Source organism: Marinobacterium marinum (assembly GCF_013868415.1).
Classification (GTDB): Bacteria; Pseudomonadota; Gammaproteobacteria; order Pseudomonadales; family Balneatricaceae; genus Marinobacterium; species Marinobacterium marinum.
In genome coordinates this window covers 344,156-363,849 of the sequence record NZ_JACEMT010000041.1, presented here as the reverse complement: position 1 = coordinate 363,849, position 19,694 = coordinate 344,156, and the positions used below count along the sequence as shown (strand labels likewise).

17 protein-coding genes and 1 tRNA gene are annotated in these 19,694 nt (G+C 55.5%); 15 read left to right on the top strand and 3 right to left on the bottom strand.

The window, feature by feature from the left end; genetic code table 11:
* The first annotated feature begins 18 nt into the window (after window positions 1-18).
* From H1S06_RS06860 to H1S06_RS06810, 11 genes are all read left to right on the top strand, one after another.
* A tRNA-Asp gene (locus H1S06_RS06860) sits at window positions 19-95 on the top strand.
* A 168-nt stretch (window positions 96-263) separates the two neighbouring features.
* Window positions 264-1,229, top strand: coding sequence for a 1-aminocyclopropane-1-carboxylate deaminase/D-cysteine desulfhydrase (locus H1S06_RS06855; RefSeq protein ID WP_181738536.1), 966 nt, complete (start codon window positions 264-266; stop codon window positions 1,227-1,229).
* A gap of 45 nt (window positions 1,230-1,274) precedes the next feature.
* Window positions 1,275-2,156, top strand: coding sequence for an NAD(+) kinase (locus H1S06_RS06850; protein WP_181738533.1), 882 nt, complete (start codon window positions 1,275-1,277; stop codon window positions 2,154-2,156).
* 9 nt (window positions 2,157-2,165) lie between these two features.
* A complete protein-coding gene (locus tag H1S06_RS06845) occupies window positions 2,166-3,149 on the top strand; it encodes a metallophosphoesterase (RefSeq protein WP_181738531.1) in 984 nt (327 codons plus the stop codon).
* Window positions 3,146-4,000, top strand: a complete 855-nt coding sequence (locus tag H1S06_RS06840; RefSeq protein ID WP_181738529.1) for a rhomboid family intramembrane serine protease — start codon at window positions 3,146-3,148, stop codon at window positions 3,998-4,000. The genes H1S06_RS06845 and H1S06_RS06840 overlap by 4 nt, the downstream gene beginning before the upstream one ends.
* Window positions 4,001-4,045: 45 nt before the next feature.
* Complete coding sequence (locus tag H1S06_RS06835; RefSeq protein ID WP_181738526.1) at window positions 4,046-4,315, top strand: YeaC family protein; 270 nt, start codon at window positions 4,046-4,048, stop codon at window positions 4,313-4,315.
* Window positions 4,308-5,141, top strand: coding sequence for a DUF2797 domain-containing protein (locus H1S06_RS06830; RefSeq protein WP_181738524.1), 834 nt, complete (start codon window positions 4,308-4,310; stop codon window positions 5,139-5,141). The genes H1S06_RS06835 and H1S06_RS06830 overlap by 8 nt, the downstream gene beginning before the upstream one ends.
* Window positions 5,142-5,153: 12 nt before the next feature.
* Window positions 5,154-7,769, top strand: coding sequence for an aminopeptidase N (gene pepN / locus H1S06_RS06825; protein ID WP_181738523.1), 2,616 nt, complete (start codon window positions 5,154-5,156; stop codon window positions 7,767-7,769).
* 83 nt (window positions 7,770-7,852) lie between these two features.
* The gene (locus H1S06_RS06820; protein ID WP_181738521.1) at window positions 7,853-8,239 is read left to right on the top strand and encodes a hypothetical protein; all 387 of its coding nucleotides are present in this window, start codon (window positions 7,853-7,855) and stop codon (window positions 8,237-8,239) included.
* A 14-nt stretch (window positions 8,240-8,253) separates the two neighbouring features.
* The gene (locus tag H1S06_RS06815) at window positions 8,254-9,069 is read left to right on the top strand and encodes an AlbA family DNA-binding domain-containing protein (RefSeq protein WP_255482921.1); all 816 of its coding nucleotides are present in this window, start codon (window positions 8,254-8,256) and stop codon (window positions 9,067-9,069) included.
* A 91-nt stretch (window positions 9,070-9,160) separates the two neighbouring features.
* On the top strand, window positions 9,161-9,724 hold the full coding sequence (locus tag H1S06_RS06810; RefSeq protein WP_181738519.1) for a hemerythrin domain-containing protein: 564 nt from the start codon (window positions 9,161-9,163) through the stop codon (window positions 9,722-9,724).
* On the opposite strand, the gene H1S06_RS06805 is transcribed toward H1S06_RS06810, so the two are convergent.
* Window positions 9,713-10,333, bottom strand: a complete 621-nt coding sequence (locus H1S06_RS06805; RefSeq protein ID WP_181738517.1) for a riboflavin synthase subunit alpha — start codon at window positions 10,331-10,333, stop codon at window positions 9,713-9,715. The two genes, H1S06_RS06810 and H1S06_RS06805, sit on opposite strands and share 12 nt — an antisense overlap.
* Window positions 10,334-10,410: 77 nt before the next feature.
* On the opposite strand from H1S06_RS06805, the gene H1S06_RS06800 reads away from it, so the two are divergent.
* The gene (locus tag H1S06_RS06800) at window positions 10,411-11,319 is read left to right on the top strand and encodes a TIGR01777 family oxidoreductase (RefSeq protein WP_181738515.1); all 909 of its coding nucleotides are present in this window, start codon (window positions 10,411-10,413) and stop codon (window positions 11,317-11,319) included.
* On the opposite strand, the gene H1S06_RS06795 is transcribed toward H1S06_RS06800, so the two are convergent.
* The gene (locus H1S06_RS06795; protein WP_181738513.1) at window positions 11,299-12,954 is read right to left on the bottom strand and encodes a BatD family protein; all 1,656 of its coding nucleotides are present in this window, start codon (window positions 12,952-12,954) and stop codon (window positions 11,299-11,301) included. The genes H1S06_RS06800 and H1S06_RS06795 overlap by 21 nt on opposite strands.
* Window positions 12,955-13,137: 183 nt before the next feature.
* Here H1S06_RS06795 and H1S06_RS06790 point away from each other — a divergent pair, with 183 nt between their 5' ends.
* The 3 genes from H1S06_RS06790 to H1S06_RS06780 all read left to right on the top strand — a co-directional run bounded on the left by H1S06_RS06790 (window position 13,138) and on the right by H1S06_RS06780 (window position 19,304).
* Entirely contained in the window at window positions 13,138-17,970 is a 4,833-nt protein-coding gene (locus tag H1S06_RS06790) for an NAD-glutamate dehydrogenase (protein ID WP_181738510.1), read from the top strand.
* Between the two features lie 9 nt (window positions 17,971-17,979).
* Window positions 17,980-18,201, top strand: coding sequence for a DUF2835 domain-containing protein (locus tag H1S06_RS06785; protein ID WP_181738507.1), 222 nt, complete (start codon window positions 17,980-17,982; stop codon window positions 18,199-18,201).
* Window positions 18,202-18,269: 68 nt separating this feature from the next.
* Window positions 18,270-19,304 (top strand): quinone-dependent dihydroorotate dehydrogenase, encoded by a 1,035-nt coding sequence (locus H1S06_RS06780; protein ID WP_181738505.1) that lies wholly within the window; start codon window positions 18,270-18,272, stop codon window positions 19,302-19,304.
* A 58-nt stretch (window positions 19,305-19,362) separates the two neighbouring features.
* On the opposite strand, the gene rmf is transcribed toward H1S06_RS06780, so the two are convergent.
* Window positions 19,363-19,569 (bottom strand): ribosome modulation factor, encoded by a 207-nt coding sequence (gene rmf / locus H1S06_RS06775; RefSeq protein ID WP_181738504.1) that lies wholly within the window; start codon window positions 19,567-19,569, stop codon window positions 19,363-19,365.
* Window positions 19,570-19,694: the final 125 nt, after the last annotated feature.

The window sequence follows — 19,694 nt, the reverse complement described above, 5'->3', positions numbered from 1 at the left end:
CTTCGCCCACCAAGACGCGGAGTGGTAGTTCAGTTGGTTAGAATACCTGCCTGTCACGCAGGGGGTCGCGGGTTCGAGTCCCGTCCATTCCGCCATCCTTTTCAGCGCGTCCGTGCTGATATATGAAAACATTTCATACGCTTATCTTTGTATTTTCGGATTATCACGTTCTGATGTCTTGTGCGTAACAGCCTTTTGGTCGGGTTGCTCGCAAGGGTTGGGTTTGATTGTGTAAAATCAGACGCATTTGTCAGGATTCCTGTATGTCCGGGCCTATCAGTTCACTTGCCTCCACCTCTTCGATTACTCTGGAACCTATCGCCAGTCGCTTTTTTGCCTGCCATGGATTGAGTTTATCTGTGCTGCGCCTGGACCGTATACACACGGAAATAAGCGGTAATAAATGGTTCAAGCTTCAGCCCGCGCTTGCGTGTGCACAGCGGGATGGTGTGCCTTTATTGAGCTTTGGTGGTGCTTGGTCAAATCACCTTCATGCGCTTGCATATGCCGGGCATTATCTGGGGATTGAAACCATCGGCGTGGTGCGTGGAGAGTCGGCGAATGCAAGCAATGCCATGTTGACTGACGCTCGGCGATGGGGGATGCGGCTGCATTTCGTGAGTCGGGAGGAGTATCGTCGTCGTCATGATGCCGAGTATTTGGATGCCCTGCGTCAGTTCTGGGGCGACATTTGCATTATTCCGGAAGGTGGCTCCAATGCCGAGGCTGTGAGCAGTGTGGAAAGCGTTTGGGCATTGCCGGCGTTGGCTGATAGCGGATGTGACTATCTGGTGACGGCCGTAGGCACAGGGGGGACGCTGGCAGGCCTGGTAGCGGGGTGCCCTTCAGGTACGCAGGTGTTGGGAGTACCAGTCCTGAAATATGGTGCCTGGTTGGAGCGGGATATAGAGAGCCTGTTGGGATCTGTCGGATCGGCAGCGAATGTGAGAGGGCTATTGTTGCCGGATGGGCATCAGGGTGGGTATGCCCGTTTGACGCCGGAATTGGCCCGAATGCTGCTGGAAGTGGAGCGGCATTGGGGGCTGGTGCTCGACCCTGTTTATACGATTAAGGCATTAATGGGACTGACACGAGCGGTGCTGGAGGGGTGGTTTGTGCCTGGGAGTCATATCGTGCTGTTGCATACGGGCGGGCTTCAGGGGCGTCGAGGGATGCAATCAAGGCTGCTGGCATTAGCACCTGATTTTGTGGGGCCATTGCCTCTATAATACCAATAACCAATAAAAACCCGGACGTGGAGTGCGTGGCTAGGCATGGATAATTTTAGAAATATCGGCTTGATCGGGCGATTGGGCAGTAAGGCCGTCATTGATACCCTGAAGGAGCTGATCCGTTTTCTGGATGACCGGGGCATGCATGTCATTTTAGAGCAGACCATTGCGGAGGTCATGCCTGGCCATGGGCAGCAGGTATGCAAACAGAAAATGATGGGAGAAATCTGTGATCTGGCCATCGTTGTCGGGGGCGATGGCAGTTTGCTGGGAGCGGCGCGTTCGCTGGCGCAGAGCAAAATCCCTGTGCTGGGGGTGAATCGGGGCAATCTCGGCTTTCTGACAGACTTGCCGCCACATGATTTTGAAGAGCAGTTAAGTCAGGTGCTGTCCGGACGCTATACCGTTGATACCCGTTTTTTGCTGGATGTTGAAATCAAACGGAATGGTGAGCCTATTGCCGAAATGACAGCGTTGAACGACTGTGTCCTGCACCCGGGCAAGGCGACGCGGATGATTCAGTTTGAACTGTATATCGAAGGCCAGTTTGTGTATACCCAGAAGTCGGATGGTTTGATTGTGTCGACCCCGACAGGGTCAACGGCCTACGCGTTGTCGGGCGGGGGGCCTATCATGCACCCCAGGCTGGATGCTTTGGTGTTGGTGCCGATGTTTCCGCACACCCTGTCGAGTCGGCCAATTGTCGTTGATGGTAATAGCGAACTTAAACTGGTTATTAGTGAAAACAACAAGACTTACCCTTCGATTGCGTGTGACGGTCAGCTGAACCAGAGCCTGGCCCCGGGGGATAGTGTGACGATCCGTAAGAAGTCACATAAGTTGAAGTTGCTGCACCCGGTGGATTACGACTTCTACCGTACCTGTCGGGAAAAGCTGGGGTGGGGCACCAAGCTGGGTGAGTAGGAGTAAGATGTGAACTGCCAAGGATATGACCTGATCGGGGATGTGCACGGTTGTGCGCTCAGTCTGCGTACGCTGCTGGCGCGCATGGGATACCGTCAGGTCAATGGGGTGTACCGTCACCCGCAACGGAAGGTGATTTTTATTGGCGATATCATTGATCGTGGACCGCATATTCGTGAAGCGTTGCAGTTGGTGCGCGAGATGGTGGAAGCCGGTCAGGCGCATATCGTCATGGGAAACCACGAGTATAACTATCTCTGTTACATGACGCCGCACCCGGACAGGCCGGGTGAGTATCTGCGTACACACACTCCCCGGCATCAACGTATTTTGCAGCAAACGCTGGAGCAGCTCGCGCCTTATGAGGGGGAGCAGGAGGACTACCTGAACTGGTTCCAACAGCTGCCGTTATTTATAGAGTTTGAGCGTTTTCGTGTTGTGCATGCCTGCTGGCATCAGGATTTGATTGATCGTTTTCGTCGGCAATATGGCGGCAACCGAATTGATCGTGAATTTCTCTACCGTTCGGCCGTTGAGGACAGCTTTGAGTGGGAGGTGATGGATCGTCTGTTGCGCGGTACGCATTTGAAGCTGCCGAATAATGAAGTCATGGTCAGCAAGGATGGTTTCAGACGCCGTTTTTTCCGCACCAAATTCTGGATGGCAGCCCCGCAGTATCTTGTCGACGTGGTATTCCAGCCGGACCCTCTGCCGGCCCACTTGGCGCGCCTGCCCATCAGTGCAGAGCAGCGCAAGGATCTGATCTGCTATGGCGAGCAGGAGAAGCTGTTGTTCATCGGGCATTATTGGCGGCAGGGCGCTCCCGGCCCGGTTACGCCTAATATCGCGTGTATTGATTACAGTGCGGTTAAATACGGCAAACTGGTGGCGTATCGGCTTGATGACGAAACGCGGGTGTTGCCGGAAAAATTTGTCTGGGTTGATGTTGCACGTGAAGTGCACTTGGCGAACGCGGAGGTTGGAGCTTCATGATTCCGGTATTGGAGGTGCCTTCGCACGAAGATTTGACAGAATTCACGGCCTTTCTCTGGCGCGCTCATGTTCCACATCGAGTAGTGGAGGAAAAGGGGCGTCAGGTGATTTGGGTGGCTGCCAGTTTTAACCCTCTGCAGGTACAGGAGTTGTACCGTTATTGGCGAGATGGCGGAGAGTTGTCACGGGTGGAAGTCCATGCGTTGCCTAAAAAACGACGGATCAGGAGCCTTGCCTGGACCGAGTTGCCGGTAACACTTGGGCTTATCGTGCTCAGTTTGGTGATCAGCCTTGTTGTGGGATTCGGCAGCGACCTGGTACGCATGTCGTGGTTCAGCTTCACTCCGTTCGAAGTGAAGGGCGATACCATGCTGCATGCCCTGCTGGGATATACGCTGATGTCTGGAGAGTTGTGGCGGCTATGGACGCCAATGTTCATGCATTTCAGTGTCCTGCATATCGTGTTCAATCTGTTGTGGGTCTGGATTGTGGGAGCGCGGATAGAGCCCGCGCAGGGGAGTCGGGCTCTGCTTGGGCTGGTGTTGTTCAGCTCCGTGGTGTCCAACCTGGCCCAGTATCTGGTTAGCGGCCCGATGTTTGGCGGTATGTCGGGGGTTGTGTTTGCCTTGCTGGGATATGCCTGGATTTGGGATCGTCAGAGTGGTTATCCTCGTGTTGGCCTGCCGCCGGCATTGATGGGGATGATGGTGATATGGCTGGTGCTGGGATATACCGGTGTGCTGGAGTGGGTCGGCTTCGGTGCGATTGCCAATACGGCGCACCTGGCTGGGTTGTTGGCGGGTTTGTGTTGGCTGCCCGCTGGACGGGCGCTAAGCAGGCATTCAGGGTGAGGCCTGTGTTAGAATTGGCTTCAGAGTACTGAACGAGTTGTACGAATGACCTTTGATAAAATGATTGAGGCGATGACGCCTGATGTGTATCAGTCACTACGCCGCTCTGTAGAGTTGGGGAAGTGGCCGAATGGTGTGCGTCTCACGGCAGAACAGCGGGAAACCAGCCTGCGTGCCGTGATTGCTTATGAGCACAAGCATCAGGTGCCGGAAGAGCAGCGTGTCGGTTATATCGACAGGACGCGCCCGGATGGAACTCAGCATGGCAGTGACCCGTTGCAGCCGCAAGTATTGAAGATTTTGACTGATGGTTGATCCGCAGGCCGACATGAATGGCCAGCTCCGTAAAATGCATACCCGGTTGTCGACCCCTGTTGAGTACCAGCTGCCACTGGGAGACACGCTGATCGAGCTTAATACCCATGTCGGGCAGCCGATCAAGCTGGTATTCACAGGAGATATAAACTGCCTGCACTGCGGTCGTAAGACCCGGAAAAGTTTCAGTCAGGGCTACTGCTATCCGTGCTTTACCCGTTTGCCGCAATGTGACAGCTGTATCGTCAAGCCGGAAAAATGCCATTACCACGAAGGTACCTGCCGTGACCCGGCCTGGGGCGAGCGACACTGCTTCCAGCCTCATGTAGTGTACCTTGCCAACTCGTCCGGCTTGAAAGTCGGTATTACCCGAGGTGAGCAGGTGCCGACGCGCTGGATCGATCAGGGAGCCGTGCAGGCATTGCCGATTCTGGAAGTCGATAACCGCCTGCAGTCGGGCCTGGTCGAGCAGATTTTGGCGGGGCATGTGAGCGACAAAACCAATTGGCGTACCATGCTGAAGGGGCAGATCGATTTGATTGACTTGCCTCAGGCAAGGGATCGATTGCTGACGTTGTGTGCTGAGCCGCTGAATGAATTGCGCGAACAATACGGTCAGGGCGCCATACGTACGCTGAATGCTGATGTGGTTGAAATAGAATACCCGGTGCAGTCCTACCCGACCAAGGTTACGACGCACAATTTTGATAAGAACCCCGAAGTCACCGGGGTGTTGCAAGGTATCAAGGGCCAGTATCTGATTCTGGATACCGGCGTGATCAATATTCGCAAGTTCGCGGCCTATAACGTGCAGCTAAGTTTCTAATCTGGAGTTGTAATGTCATCTAAGCAGCATGAAACCATTTATCTGGAGGATTACCAGCCACCTGCCTGGCTGATCAGCCATACCGAGCTGCGGTTCGAGTTGGAAGAAGAGCACACGCTGGTGCGTGCGCAGCTCAGTGTTCGGGCTAATCCTGCCGTTGCCGACAAACGCATGCCGCTGGAGCTGTTTGGTGATGAGGCAATGGAGCTCTGTCGGCTGAGTATCGATGGCCAGATTCTGGAAACATGTGATTATCAGCGCGATGCAGGTTGTCTGCGCATTCAAAATGTACCGGAACATTTTACTCTGGAATGCGTGACGCGCCTGTTGCCGCATGAAAATACAGCGCTTGAAGGGCTGTACAAGTCGGACGGCATGTTTTGCACTCAGTGTGAAGCGGAAGGCTTTCGCCGTATCACCTTTTTCCCCGACCGCCCTGATGTAATGTCGGTCTTCCGTACCACGCTGGTGGCGGACAAGGCGCGTTATCCGGTGCTCTTGTCCAACGGCAACCCGGTTGATAACGGGGAGGATGGTGAGGGGCGTCATTGGGTCACCTGGGATGACCCCTGGCCCAAGCCCAGCTATCTGTTCGCACTGGTGGCCGGTGATCTGGCGCTTCTGGAAGACAATTACACCACGCTTTCCGGTCGAGAAGTTGCACTGCGAATCTACGCGGAACGGAAGGATCTGGATAAGCTGGATTACGCGATGCAGTCGCTGAAGAATGCCATGCGCTGGGATGAAGGTGTTTATGGTCGCGAATACGATCTGGACATCTACATGATTGTGGCGGTGGACTTTTTCAACATGGGAGCGATGGAGAACAAGGGGCTCAATATCTTCAATACCTCCTGTGTTCTGGCTCATCCCAAAACAACGACCGACCTTGGATTCCAGCGGGTTGAAGGTGTCGTGGCGCATGAGTACTTTCACAACTGGTCGGGCAACCGCGTGACCTGCCGTGACTGGTTTCAATTGAGCTTGAAAGAAGGCTTTACGGTTTTTCGTGATGCCGAGTTCTCCGCCGATATGAACTCGCGCACGGTCAAGCGCATCGAAGACGCAACTCTGTTGCGCACTGCCCAGTTTGCAGAAGATGGCGGACCCATGGCCCATCCCGTGCGTCCCGAGTCCTATATGGAAATCTCCAACTTCTACACCCTGACGGTTTATGAGAAGGGAGCGGAAGTGGTGCGCATGTTGCACACTTTGTTGGGGAGCGAGCTGTTTCGCAAGGGCAGTGACCTTTACTTCGAACGCCATGATGGTCAGGCAGTAACGACAGATGATTTTGTGGCGGCAATGGAGGCGGTATCCGGTCGCGACCTGAGCCAGTTCAAGCGCTGGTACTCTCAGGCCGGAACACCGCTGCTGACGGTGAGTGACCAGTATGATGAACACACCGGAGAATACTGCCTGAATGTGCGTCAAAGCTGTCCGCCTTCACCCGGTCAAGAGCACAAGCAGCCGTACCATATGCCGCTGGCGATGGGGCTGCTGGCTGAAGACGGAGCCGAGCTGTACGCCGGTTGTCTGGAGTTGACGGGTGAAGAGCAGCAGTTCCGCTTTACCGATATTGCCAGTCGTCCGGTGCCTTCGCTGCTGCGCGGCTTCTCGGCACCGGTCAAACTGGACTATCAGTACAGCGATGCACAGCTGTTGATGCTGCTGCGGCATGACACCGACGGCTTTAACCGCTGGGATGCCGGGCAGCGCTTCTGTATCCGCCTGTTACAGGAGCAGATGCGGCGTTACCGTGCCGGTGAGCCTATGCAGTGCCCTGATGTCCTGATCAGTGCCTGGCGTGAACTGCTGACCGATGCCTCCCTTGAACCAGCCATGGTGGCTCAGTGTCTGGAGCTGCCGTCGGAAGCACAGCTGAGTGAACTGGCCGAGCAGATTGATGTCACAGCGATTCACGCTGCACGAGAATTCATGCGCGCTGCCTTGGCGACTGCGCTTGAGCAGGAGTGGCTGCAGGCTTACCAGCGCTGTGATACTGGTGCTGCCTATGCGGCTGATGCGGCATCGATGGGGCGGCGCAGTCTGAAAAATCTGGCTCTGTCGTATCTGATGTTGACGGGCTGCGAGCCCTGGCTTGAATTGGCCCGTCAGCAGTATGAGCAAAGCGACAACATGACGGATCAGCTGGCAGCCTTGTCGCTGGTGGCACATTCGGGTTTCCGTGAAACCGGGGCTGAGCTGTTGCAGGCGTTCTATCAACAATGGCAGCATGAAGCACTGGTTATGAACCAGTGGCTGTCGGTGCAGGCTTCGGACCCGACGCCGGGAGCGTTGGCCCGTGTCCAGGCGTTGTCGACACATCCGGTATTTGATGCCAGAAACCCGAACAAGCTGCGTGCGCTGATTGCTGGATTCTGTGCCCGAAACCTGTTCCACTTCCATGCCGAAGATGGGTCGGGCTATGAATGGCTGGCTGACTGGATTCTGCAGTTGGATCGTCGGAATCCGCAGATTGCCGCTCGACTGTTGACGCCGCTGACACGCTGGAAACGTTATGACACCGAGCGAGCGGCTCTGATGCAGGCCCAGCTTCAACGAATGATGGATACCGCCGAGCTCTCGGCTGATGTATATGAAGTAGTGAGCAAGAGTCTCATGTAAGGGTCGTAACCGACCCACTGTTAATGAACGATCACCGGGCTGCCAATGTGGCCCGATAACAACTGGCTGTGAAGGATACGCAGATGGAACCCTATTTTAATTCGAGTGATAAGTTTGATCTTCAGCAGAACTACCGTCGTCACCTGAAGTTTTATGACCAGAGTAAGTCGACCAATGAGGCGCTCAAGGATGCGCGCGCCAGCCGTGTGTGGGTGGCAGGTATCGTGTTGATGGTGTTTGCATTTGCATCCGAATTTTTCCTCGGTGTCGCTGCAGGCCTGTTCGGTCTGTATTTCTATCGTATTCTGTCAGCCTGGTACCGGGTCAGTCAGGCAGAAGAGGGCCTGGAAGGTACGGCGCGCTGGTTTGCCAGTCGCGGGTTGAAGTTTGAAGGGCGTGTGCTGTACCCGCGTAATGACGAGCAGCTGGAGCGCCCGCTGGACCCGTTCAATGAAGCGCAGTATCGCTGACTCGGGCATACGCCATGCAGCGTGAATTTCGGCGTTTGAGTCGCCGCACACAGCATTTGCTGTCACTGCCGGAAGGCTTGAACGTCGATTTCAAACGCGAGGTACAGGCGGTCAAAAGTTCGGATCTGGTCGCCTTTGCCAATACCCCACAGGGGGGAACCCTCCTGATCGGGATTGATGAATATACCGCTGATAATGGTGTGCAGCGTGGTCGAGTTGTTGGCTGTGATGTTGATGACAAGGCGCGACTGACACTGGTTAACAAGTCCACCGGCTGTATACCGAATATTGAACTCCAGATTTTCACCGAAAACCTGGCAGCCTCCAAACCCATCCTCAGGGTTGAAATCCCGTCCGGACAGCACCGGCCCTACTGTACCCAGCGTGGAGAGTATGCGGTTCGCACCGATGGTCGTAACCGTGCACTCTTGCCCGAAGAGCTGCTGGCCATTTTTATGGAGCGTGAGGGTGAGCAGTTTCTGTCCCGGTTCAGGGATGCGGTGTACCAGTTGGAAAACCAGCTTGGATCGGTCAGTCATGCGCTCAGTGAAGGTATGCTGGGTGTCAGTGAGCGTCTGTATGAACTAGACCACCAGCTGCAGCGCACCTTGAACCGCATCGAACAGCTGACCGACAGTAACAAGAAGCGATCGCGCAACTTGATGCAGGCGCTGCGCCAGAGTCAGGCAGGGATTGTCCAGCTGGAAAACAGCATTGCGCCTGTTATCAATGATCAGGGGCAGCATCTGTTGCAGGATATCGAACACAAGCTGGGCATGCTGCTCGATTTGCTCGACAGCGATGGTGGAAACGGTGGGATGAACCACTGAATTGCCAGTGACTCAAGTTTGAGTTGCATCAAGATGCGGTTGGCAGAGTCGTCTATAGTGAAGGCACATTCCCTGATCCGGAGACGCCATTATGAATATACTGTCAGAGCTACACCAGGATCACCTCAACCTGAGCCGTTTGCTGGAAATGCTTGACCGCAAGGTGGAGTGCCTCAGAGATGGACAGCATCCCGATTTCTCCCTGATGTCGGAAGTCGTCGGTTATGTCGGCCGGTATGCCGATCTGCACCACCACCCTCGTGAAGACCAAATGTATGATTTTTTCGCGGGGCGTAATCCGACACTGGATCAAGCCGTTACGCGTTGTCTTGAGCAGCACGTCGAACTCAAGCATTTATCGACCCATCTCGAAGAGTCAATAGATGGCATTTTGAATGATGTCGTAATGCCGATGGACAGGTTTACGGATCAGCTGGATGAGTTTGTTCAGGCCGAGAAGCGGCATCTGGACTTTGAAGAACAGTCGATCTTTCCGCTGTTGCGAGACATCGCAACCGAAACGGACTGGCAGCAACTGCAGGATCAGTTGCCGCAATCCGATGATCCCCTGTTTGGTACTCGGCAGGCCGATGAGTATCGTTCTTTGTACAGGGCCTTGATGGATGACCTGAGCCGCCCCGGTTCAGACAGCTGATCGGGACGATGAATCCATGTAACGGCGTACCGTATCGACGACGGCCTGAGTTTGTGGGTCGATTTCAAGGTTGACGTCGGCCCCTGCTTCCAGCTGGCCAAAGGTTGTCTGTTTGAGTGTTTCCGGGATCAGGGCGACGCAAAAACTGTTCCGGTCGGCATCGGCCAGGGTCAGGCTACAGCCGTTCAGGCCGACAAACCCCTTGGTTAACAGGTAGGGAGCGGCTTCAGTCGGGGTGGCAAAGCGGATATGGTGGTTGCTGCCCTGGCGGTTGATATCAATGATGCGGGCGCAACACAGAATGTGCCCTGACATCAGGTGGCCACCAATTTCATCGCCAATACGGGCCGCTCGTTCGAAATTGACCTGGTCGCCGACATTTAATTGGCTCAAATTGGTCAGCTCCAGAGTCGTATCAATCACATCAAAGTTGACGCGCGTACCTTCGAATCGGGTAATGGTCAGGCAGGCTCCGTTGATGGCGATGCTGGCACCCAAGGTCAGTTTTTCCGCGTGAGCAGCCGGCAGCTCCACTTCAAGCTGCATGATTTCATCATGATGTGTACATGTGACGACTCGGGCCATGCCCTGAACGATACCCGTAAACATACTGTGCTAACCTCTAATTGCGTGGTCCATATCCTGAATAAAGGCATCTTACTCCAAATAGATAAGGAGAGGGCATAATGCGAGTGTTGGTGACGGGGGGAAGCGGATTTATTGGGCAAGCGCTGACGCAGGCGCTGTTGGCGCGCGGCGATCAGGTGGTGATTCTGAGTCGAACTCCAGAACGAGTGGTGTCCCGACCGGGACAGATATGTGTATCCCGCCTGGCTCAAGTGGCTGAGCCGGTCGATGCAGTCGTCAACCTGGCTGGAGCGCCCATCATCGGTGGTCGCTGGAGTGTGCGACGCAAGCGGCTGTTGATTGAAAGTCGTACCGAGATGACCCGGGAGCTGGTGCGTTGGATGGGCGGGTTGTCACAACCGCCTGCGGTTCTGGTCAGTGGTTCGGCCATTGGCTATTACGGTACCCATCAAGATGAAGTGTTGCATGAATCTTCGGCGGTGTCTGTCGGTTTTACGCACCGGTTGTGTCAGGAGTGGGAACAGGCGGCGCTGGAGGCGAGGCAGGCAGGTGTCCGGGTATGTCTGGTGCGAACCGGGATTGTCCTCGGGCAGGGAGGAGCACTGTCCAAAATGCTGCCGGCGTTCAGGTTGGGGCTGGGAGGTCCCATAGGTGACGGGCAGCAGTGGATGTCGTGGGTGCACCTGGAGGATGAGGTGGGTGCCATACTCTACTTGCTGGATCATCCAGCCTTGCAGGGACCGTTCAATGTGACGGCGCCGGAGCCGGTGACCAATGCGGTGTTCAGCCGGACGCTTGCCAGGGTGTTGAAACGGCCCGGATGCTTGCGCGTACCGGCGTGGGTGTTGCGCATGTTGCTGGGTGAAGCCAGCGAGTTGATGGTCGCCGGCCAGCGGGTTTTGCCGGCCAACCTGCATACGGCAGGATACGTATTCAAGTATCCTGATCTGGAAAAGGCGCTGCGTGCGCTACTGGCCTCCGGTGAGTCAGGAAGCCAGAGGCAGTGACGCGCGTGTTTCGTGGCTACCGGAGAGCGGCGGGGAGTCATTGCGCCGACGGCGGTTGCGCAGGGCCTCGATCGCTTCCAGCAGCAGGTCCCCCTGCCAGGTATAGGGGCTCTGTTGCCGGTGGTGGTCGAGATCCAGAACCAGAAAGCTGAAGGCCTGGCTGTGAGCGGCCTCGCATACGTCGTCGAGATTATTGACGGGATACTCAGGCCAGAAATTCTGACTCCATTCGATCAGGCGCAGGCGTGCCGTGTCGGCATCGTTTTGCTGGCAGGCAATCGTCAGTGCTTGAAACGTATTGCGTTCGGCGCGCTGGCTTGAGAGCCGCACTTGCTGCTCGTGTTGCTGTTTTTCCGTTTCGTTTTGTGGTTGATCGCGAGCCTGCAGGCGCTGCAGCTGCCGATGGCTATAGAACCAGCCGCCACTGCTGATCAGGCATAAAAGACCCAGTCCGGTGAGCGCGATATAGAGAGGCTCGGCAGGGGATGATGCTGGCGTGTTGATGGCAGTCGCCGAATCTTGTCTGCTGCCTTCAGGCAGGCTGGGCAAGTGTACTTCCAGCGTACGTGTAGGGAGTGTCAGAGTATCGGCCCGGTCGGCCAATGTGTTCCACCAGTGCAGGTCGATTGACGGCAGAGTCAGCAAGCCGGGTCCCAGAGGTTCAATACGCACGCGTTCAATACGCGTGCTAACCAGCCCCTGTCGGGTCGGTTGCTCGGTCAGGCTGACATCGATCAGCTGGGCAAAAAAACTGTCGTTGTCACTGCTGAATAGATTGGGCAAAGCGTCGGCAGGCAACCCCAGGGCAGTGAGTTTCAGCTCGCGGGTAAAGCTGTCGCCAGGCTGCAGGTTGCCGGGTGGCTGCCAGTTTTCAGTCAGGGTCAACCGCTCCGCCGGTAGCCAGTACCCCAGGCTGTTCTGGTGTGCGGCCGGCAGTACCTCAATGTCGAAGGTGTTACGTTGCTCAGGGGCGTTGGCGGGGCTGCCATCCACTAGCACACTGGCGTCGGTCAGGGTGTGCAGGCCGGCGCTGGAGGGGTAGAGCGCAAAAGTTTGTTCAAGCACATGCCAAGGCGTGCCGTCACGTTCAATGATATGGCGTTCGGGCGCGTCCAGTGTCAATACCAGAGCATCCGGCAGTACAGGGGCGCCAAACGTGATGTTTTCGTCTACCGGGGTACGTTGAAGCAGGCGGGCGGTCAGCAGTAACTGGGCATGGGAGTAGAGCTGGTCCTGGCTGATCTGGCTGTCCATGAAGCGCTCGCTCCGCTGCGCCGATGGTTGAGGTCGGCCATTGACCTGAACCTCCAGCGGTTCGCTGAGTTCATCGCCCAGGCGAATGGGAGGGATGCGCAGGGTACCGGTTGATCGGGGCTTCAGCTGCAGGTGCCAGCGTGTTTTGACATCGCGGGTCGCGGAGGTGTGGCTGGAAATGATGACTTTCTGACTGCTCTGTAGACGGAAGTCTGCGTCCAGCACACTAAAATCGGGGCGTTGTTCGATCTGATCCGTAGCTTCCAGCGTCAGCAGCAAGGTGTCGGCAGCCGTAACGGAGTAACGGTCCAGCGTCGTGCGCACCTCGGCAAAAATGACGGGTGAAATGATACACAGCAATAATGCCGAAAATGCACGCATTCGCAATGCCAGCTCCAGAGATAAAAGCCGAATATGAGTGGCTCATTATCAGGCATGAGGAGCAGCAGATCAATTTGATCCGGGCGCTGGAGTGTTGTGGGAGATTATGGCGGCAGATGCGTTGGAGGAGAGTTTAACTATACTGCCGGTAATCGGGATGAAAATATTTGGCAGAGGGTGCTTATGTTTCGTCAAGCGGCTGAAAACAAGTCTGAAATGCTTACCCAGTTGAATAGCATGATGGCCGAACGGTTGCCACGAAAGCGATCGGAGCCTTTGCTGCAGTTCAGTGCTGAGTATTTTGCCCATGTGGCCGAAGACGACCTGTTGCAGTGGCGGCTGGATGATTTGTATGGCGCGACGCTGGCAGCGTGGCAATTTATGCAGGAACGCCCGCCGGGCAAGACCCTGATCCGGGTGTTTAACCCGGACTATGAGCGTCATGGATGGCAGTCGACGCACACTGTGATTGAGGTGTTGCAGCAGGATATGCCGTTTATCGTGGACTCCTTGAGAATGGAGCTGAACCGTCGCAACCTGTCGATCCACGCCATATTGAATACGGTATTCAGTACCCGTCGTGACCAGGATGGCAAATTACAGGCGTTGCTGGATCGTGATGCCGATGGAGAGGCCATACAGCAGGAATCGCTGGTGGCGATCGAAGTTGATCGACATACCGACCCGCAACAGTTGAGCCGCCTTGAGCAGGCCTTGTTGGCCGTGCTGGACGAAGTCAAGGATGTCGTGACGGATTTTGATGCCATGCTGGCCAAGACCGAATCGGTGTTGGAAGGATATCAGGTACCGCACGAGAGCCCCGAAGAGGGGCTGGAAGAGGCCATGGATTTTATTCATTGGCTCAAGGAGCATTTTACTTTTCTGGGCTATGACGAATATCGGCTCAAAGAGGAAGGTCAGGAGTTGGAGCGGGTCGGAGGCAGCGGTTTGGGACTGCTGCGGCATCGGCGAGAGCGCAGCGGGCCGGGCGAGTTTGCTTTTGATGCGCGTGAAAGCGGCGCTTTTACGCTGACGCCTGAACTGATCTCGTTTTCAAAATCATCGTGCAAGTCACGCGTTCACCGGCCGACCTATCCCGATTATATCTATGTCCGGCGCTTTGACGAACAGGGGCAACTGGTCGGTGAGGCGCGTTTTATGGGGCTTTATACCTCGGCTGTCTATTTGCATGGCGCGACGGATATACCAATTGTGAGGCGCAAAATCGAGGCCGTGCTGGCGCGCTCGGGGCTGTATCGGAATGGACATGATTGGAAGGAACTGCAACAGATTTTGGAAATTTATCCGCGCGATGATTTGTTTCAGTCCAGTATTGATGAGCTGTTCAATATTGCCATGGGAATTCTGCATATCCATGAGCGGCACAGGATAAAGCTGTTTTTGCGTCGGGATCATTACGGGCAGTTTTTCTCGGCACTGGTGTATGTGCCGCGCGAGATTTACAGCACCGACTTCCGCATGCGTGTACAGCAGATTTTGCAGCAGGCGCTGGGCTGCGATCAGGCGGAATTCACGACCTATTTCTCTGAGTCGGTGTTGGCACGAACGCAGTTTTTGCTGCGGCGAAGCGATCACAAGGCTGTGACTGCCAAGTTTGACACGGCCGATTTGGAGTTGCAGGTCAGTCATGCGGCCAGTAGTTGGCATGAGGCTCTGTATGAGGCGTTAATTGATGCGCTTGGCGAAGAGCAGGGGATTCGTGCCTACAATCATTACCATGGTTGTTTTTCAGCGGGCTACCGGTCGGATTTTACTCCTCGAGCGGCGGTCGTTGACATTCAGCATATGGAAACACTGGATGTGACGCGCCGAATGGCCTTGAGCTTCTACGAAGCGCTTGAGCGCGAGCCGGAGGAGTTGAACGTCAAGCTGTATCACCATGGTGAAGCGCTGCCGTTGTCTGATGTGTTGCCTATTCTCGAAAACCTGGGGCTCAGAGTAATTGATGAACATCCCTACCAGGTCAGCGTGGGTGGCCAGTGTGTCTGGATACATGACTTCAATCTGCGTTATACCGGTTGGCAACAGGTCACGACCAGCATGATGCAAAGTGTGTTCGAAGAAGCTTTCCTCAATGTCTGGTACGGCCATGCCGGCAACGACGAGTTTAATAAGTTGGTGCTGGGAGCGCAGTTGCATTGGCGTGAAGTGGCCCTGTTGCGTGCTTATGCCGGTTATATGAAGCAGATTCGCTTCCCGATCAGCCAGGAAGCGATCAGTGTTGCTCTGAAGCACCATGTTGAGCTGGCGCGTTTGTTGATTGCGCTTTTTGCCGCACGCTTTCACCCGGAAGGGGCTTCGGCCCGGCAGGAAAAAAAGGTCAAGGAGGCCATACAGGAAGGGCTTGAGCAGGTGGCCAGCCTGAACGAGGATCAGGCAATCCGCCAATATCTGGCGCTGATTGAGGCAACCCTCAGAACCAATTTTTATCAGATCGAGGAGGGGCGTCCCAAAGGGTATTTTTCCTTCAAGCTGTCGCCGCAGGCTATTCCTCAGATGCCAGAACCCCGACCGCTATACGAGATATTCGTGCATTCGCCACGGGTTGAGGGTGTGCACTTGCGTGGCGGCAAGGTGGCGCGTGGCGGTCTGCGCTGGTCGGATCGAATGGAGGATTATCGGACTGAAATCTTGGGTCTGGTCAAGGCGCAGCAGGTCAAGAATGCAGTCATTGTGCCGGTCGGTGCCAAGGGTGGGTTTGTAGCCCGGCAGTTGCATTCCAGCATGGGGAGGGAAGCATGGCTCACTGAAGGGGTGGAGTGCTACCGTACGTTTATTCGAGCATTGCTGGATGTGACGGACAATCATCTGGCGGGAGAGGTGATACCGCCGCCGCAGCTGGTACGCCATGATGATGATGATACCTACCTGGTTGTGGCGGCCGATAAGGGAACGGCCACCTTTTCTGATTTGGCCAACGAGGTTGCCGAGGCGTATGGCTTCTGGTTGGGGGACGCCTTCGCGTCGGGAGGCAGTCAGGGGTATGACCATAAAAAAATGGGCATTACCGCACGTGGTGCCTGGGTATCGGTGGAACGCCATTTTCGAGAGCTGGGCATTAATACCGCCACGGACGCCTTTACGGTGTTGGGTATTGGTGACATGTCCGGCGATGTCTTTGGCAATGGTCTGTTGCGGTCGGATCAGGCGCGCCTGATTGCGGCGTTTAACCATCAGCACATCTTCATCGACCCGGACCCGGACAGCAAGGTGTCTTTTGCTGAGCGAGAGCGGCTGTTTGCTCGGCCTGGTGCGGGTTGGGCGGATTACGATACCGATTTGATCTCTCAAGGTGGCGGAGTGTTTGAGCGCAGTGCCAAAGCGATCAATGTGACGCCGGAAATCAGACAGATGACGGGGATAAGCAGCAATCGGGTAACGCCAACCGAGTTGATATCGGCATTGCTGAGGGCTCGGGTTGATCTGATCTGGAACGGCGGCATAGGTACGTACATCAAGGCCAGCGATGAAAACAATACCGAGGTGGGAGACAAGGCCAATGATGCACTCAGGGTCGATGCCTCCGAGGTGCGGGCTCGCGTCATCGGGGAAGGTGGCAACCTTGGGGTAACGCAGCGTGGGCGTATGGAGCTGGCAGCCGGAGGCTGTCGTCTCAATACGGACTTTATAGACAATGCCGGTGGTGTCGACTGCTCGGACCATGAGGTCAATATCAAGATCCTGCTAGACGCAGCCGTACAGAATGGTGATATGACCGTCAAGCAACGTAACCGGCTGCTCAGGGAAATGACCGATGACGTAGCGGAGCTGGTGTTGCAAAACAATTATCGCCAAGTGCAGGCCATCTCTCTGGCCGAAGCTCGGTCCGCCATATCCATGGCGGAGTACCGCCGTTTCATTAATGGACTCGAAGGACAGGGGAGGTTGAATCGGGCACTGGAGTTCCTGCCCAGTGAAGACCAACTGGCTGAGCGTCAAAATGCGCATGAAGGTTTCAGTCGGCCCGAACTGTCGGTTCTGGTGTCATACAGCAAGGCTGATCTCAAGGAGCAGCTGCTGGCCTCGTCTGTAGCGGACGACCCCTATTTGGCACGAGAGTTGCTCACGGCGTTTCCCGAGCGTCTGCACCGCACACATGGCGCCGAGCTGGAGCAGCATCGCCTGCGACGAGAGATCATCGCCACCCAGATCGCCAATCAAATGGTCAACCTGATGGGAATCAATTTTGCCGAGCGCTTGTTGACCTCGACCGGTGCCGGCATTGAACATATTGTGCGTGCCTACATACTGGCGCGCGATATTTTTTCGCTAAAACCCATCTGGGAAGGTGTTGAAGGGCTTGATTATCGGGCTGCTGCCGAGATACAGCTGGATATGATGCATGATCTGCAGCATTTGATCCGACGGGCAACCCGCTGGTTCGTGCGTAACCGCCCGACGGCGCTGGAGTGCGAGCAGGAGCGCGAGCATTTTGCTCCTCACCTGGAGGCCATCACACGTAACCTTGGCGAGCTGCTTTGTGGCGAGCCTTTTGAAATATGGCATGCAGCCTATAGCCGCTATACAGATGCCGGGGTACCGGCACGGTTGGCACAGGTTGTGGCCGGATCACGCTCGCTATACTCTGCCTTGAGTATTATCGAAGTGGCCAGCGAATTGGGTGTGACGGTAGAATCGGCTGCCCAAGCGTATTTCGGGCTGGGCGAACGCCTGGAATTGCACTGGTTCAGTACTCGCCTGAACGAGTTGAGCATCAGCAGCTACTGGCAGGCGTTGGCGCGGGATACTTTTCGTGATGACCTGGATGCTCAGCAGCGCGCACTAACGGCTTCGGTTCTTCAGGCCGCACACCAGGGGCAGCGGCCGGTCCCCGAGCAGCTGACCAGCTGGCTGGAGCAGAATCGGCCGCATATAGAACGGTGGCTGGAGGTGCTGGCCGAGTTGAAAAGTGCCGGCAGTCAGGACTATGCCATGTATACGGTTGCGGTAAGAGAGCTTGCGGATATGGCACGCTGTAGTTCGAAACTGGAATAACAGTATTGCATGAATGAAATTGTTGTAGATCTGGCGATCAGCGCGGATGAGTATCTGAAACTGTACCGGGGAGCGGCCCGTACCGTCTCAGCCCTTGCTCGTGACGGGCGCCGAGTGCGGTTTCCCGCCGCGATTTTGTCCCCCTGGGTATTACATGATGGTGTTCGAGGGTGCTTTTGCATTCGGTTTACGGCTGCCGGGCGCTTTCATGATATTCGCCGTTTGAGTTGAGCGGTGTTCATCATGAGCCTGCTCGCCTATAATGGCGCACATTCGAATATTAACCATCAGTGAACACCATGCTATACGATCTTGCACGCACACTAATGTTCAGGCTGGATGCCGAAACCTCGCATGAGTTGGCACTGGGCAGCATGAACCTGGCTTCTTCGCTGGGTCTGCCCAAGCTTATGGGAGCCGGCGCACAATCCTTGCCAACCAAAGTGATGGGCATTCGCTTCCCAAACCCCGTGGGGTTGGCTGCGGGGCTGGATAAGAATGGTACGGCTGTTGATGGTCTGGCCGCCATGGGGTTCGGTTTTGTTGAAGTGGGTACCGTGACGCCGCGTCCTCAGCCGGGTAATCCCAGGCCGCGTTTATTCCGTATTCCTCAGCACCAGGCGATCATTAATCGTATGGGGTTCAACAATGCCGGCGTTGACCAGCTGTTGAAAAACCTGAACCGCAGCACCTACAAGGGGGTGCTCGGGATTAATATCGGTAAAAACAAGGATACGCCCAACGAACAGGCGCATCTGGATTACCTGCTCTGTTTGCGCAAGGTGTACGCACGCGCCAGCTACATTACGGTCAATGTCTCATCGCCCAATACCCCGGGTCTACGTACCCTGCAGTTCGGTGATTCTTTGAACAGCTTGCTGGACGTGCTGAAAACTGAACAGGCAAAACTGGCGAGTCTGCACGGTCGTTATGTTCCGATTGCCGTCAAGATCGCCCCGGACATGACACAGGAAGAATTGGGTCTGGTAGCCTCCTCCTTGAAAACTTATGAAATGGACGGGGTGATTGCAACCAATACGACGTTGTCACGTGAAGGGGTTGAAGACAGTCCCTTGGCGCAGGAAGCGGGGGGGCTGAGTGGCGCTCCCGTACGTAATCGCTCCACGGGAACGATTCGAGCGCTGGCGGAACATCTGGATGGTGCCCTGCCTATTATCGGGGTGGGTGGTATCACGGAAGGTTTTGATGCGGCTGAAAAAATAGAGGCTGGTGCCAGTCTGGTGCAGATTTATACCGGCTTCATTTACCGGGGACCGGCCTTGGTGCGTGACTCGGTTGCTGCCATTGCCGAGTTGAAGGGCGGCATCAGCTAGGTGGTATTGAAGACAGGCTCCGCAGAGGGAGCCTGTCAGATCATTACAGGGGCGTGTCTTAATGTAATGAAGGGTTGGCCTGAATTGCAGAAACACCGGACATTCCACCCCAATGCGCCTCGCGTCCTTCGCGCCAGCCACTCATCCAGTGACTGCGCAGTTCAACTGACTGGACTGGACACTCCTCACGGGATCGCCCGTTGATGCCAGCCATGAATCCACGATTAAACAGAGTAGAGGTACGATTCCGTTTCTGTTTCTTCATATTGCGCCTCACATATTCTGATTATACTCTCCCCGATGGTTGAACTGTGGTCACCGGGGATGCACTGTTCTCTCGATTCTCTGTGACGTCACCCCTCTATTGATATCTGAAAACGTAGTCAGTGG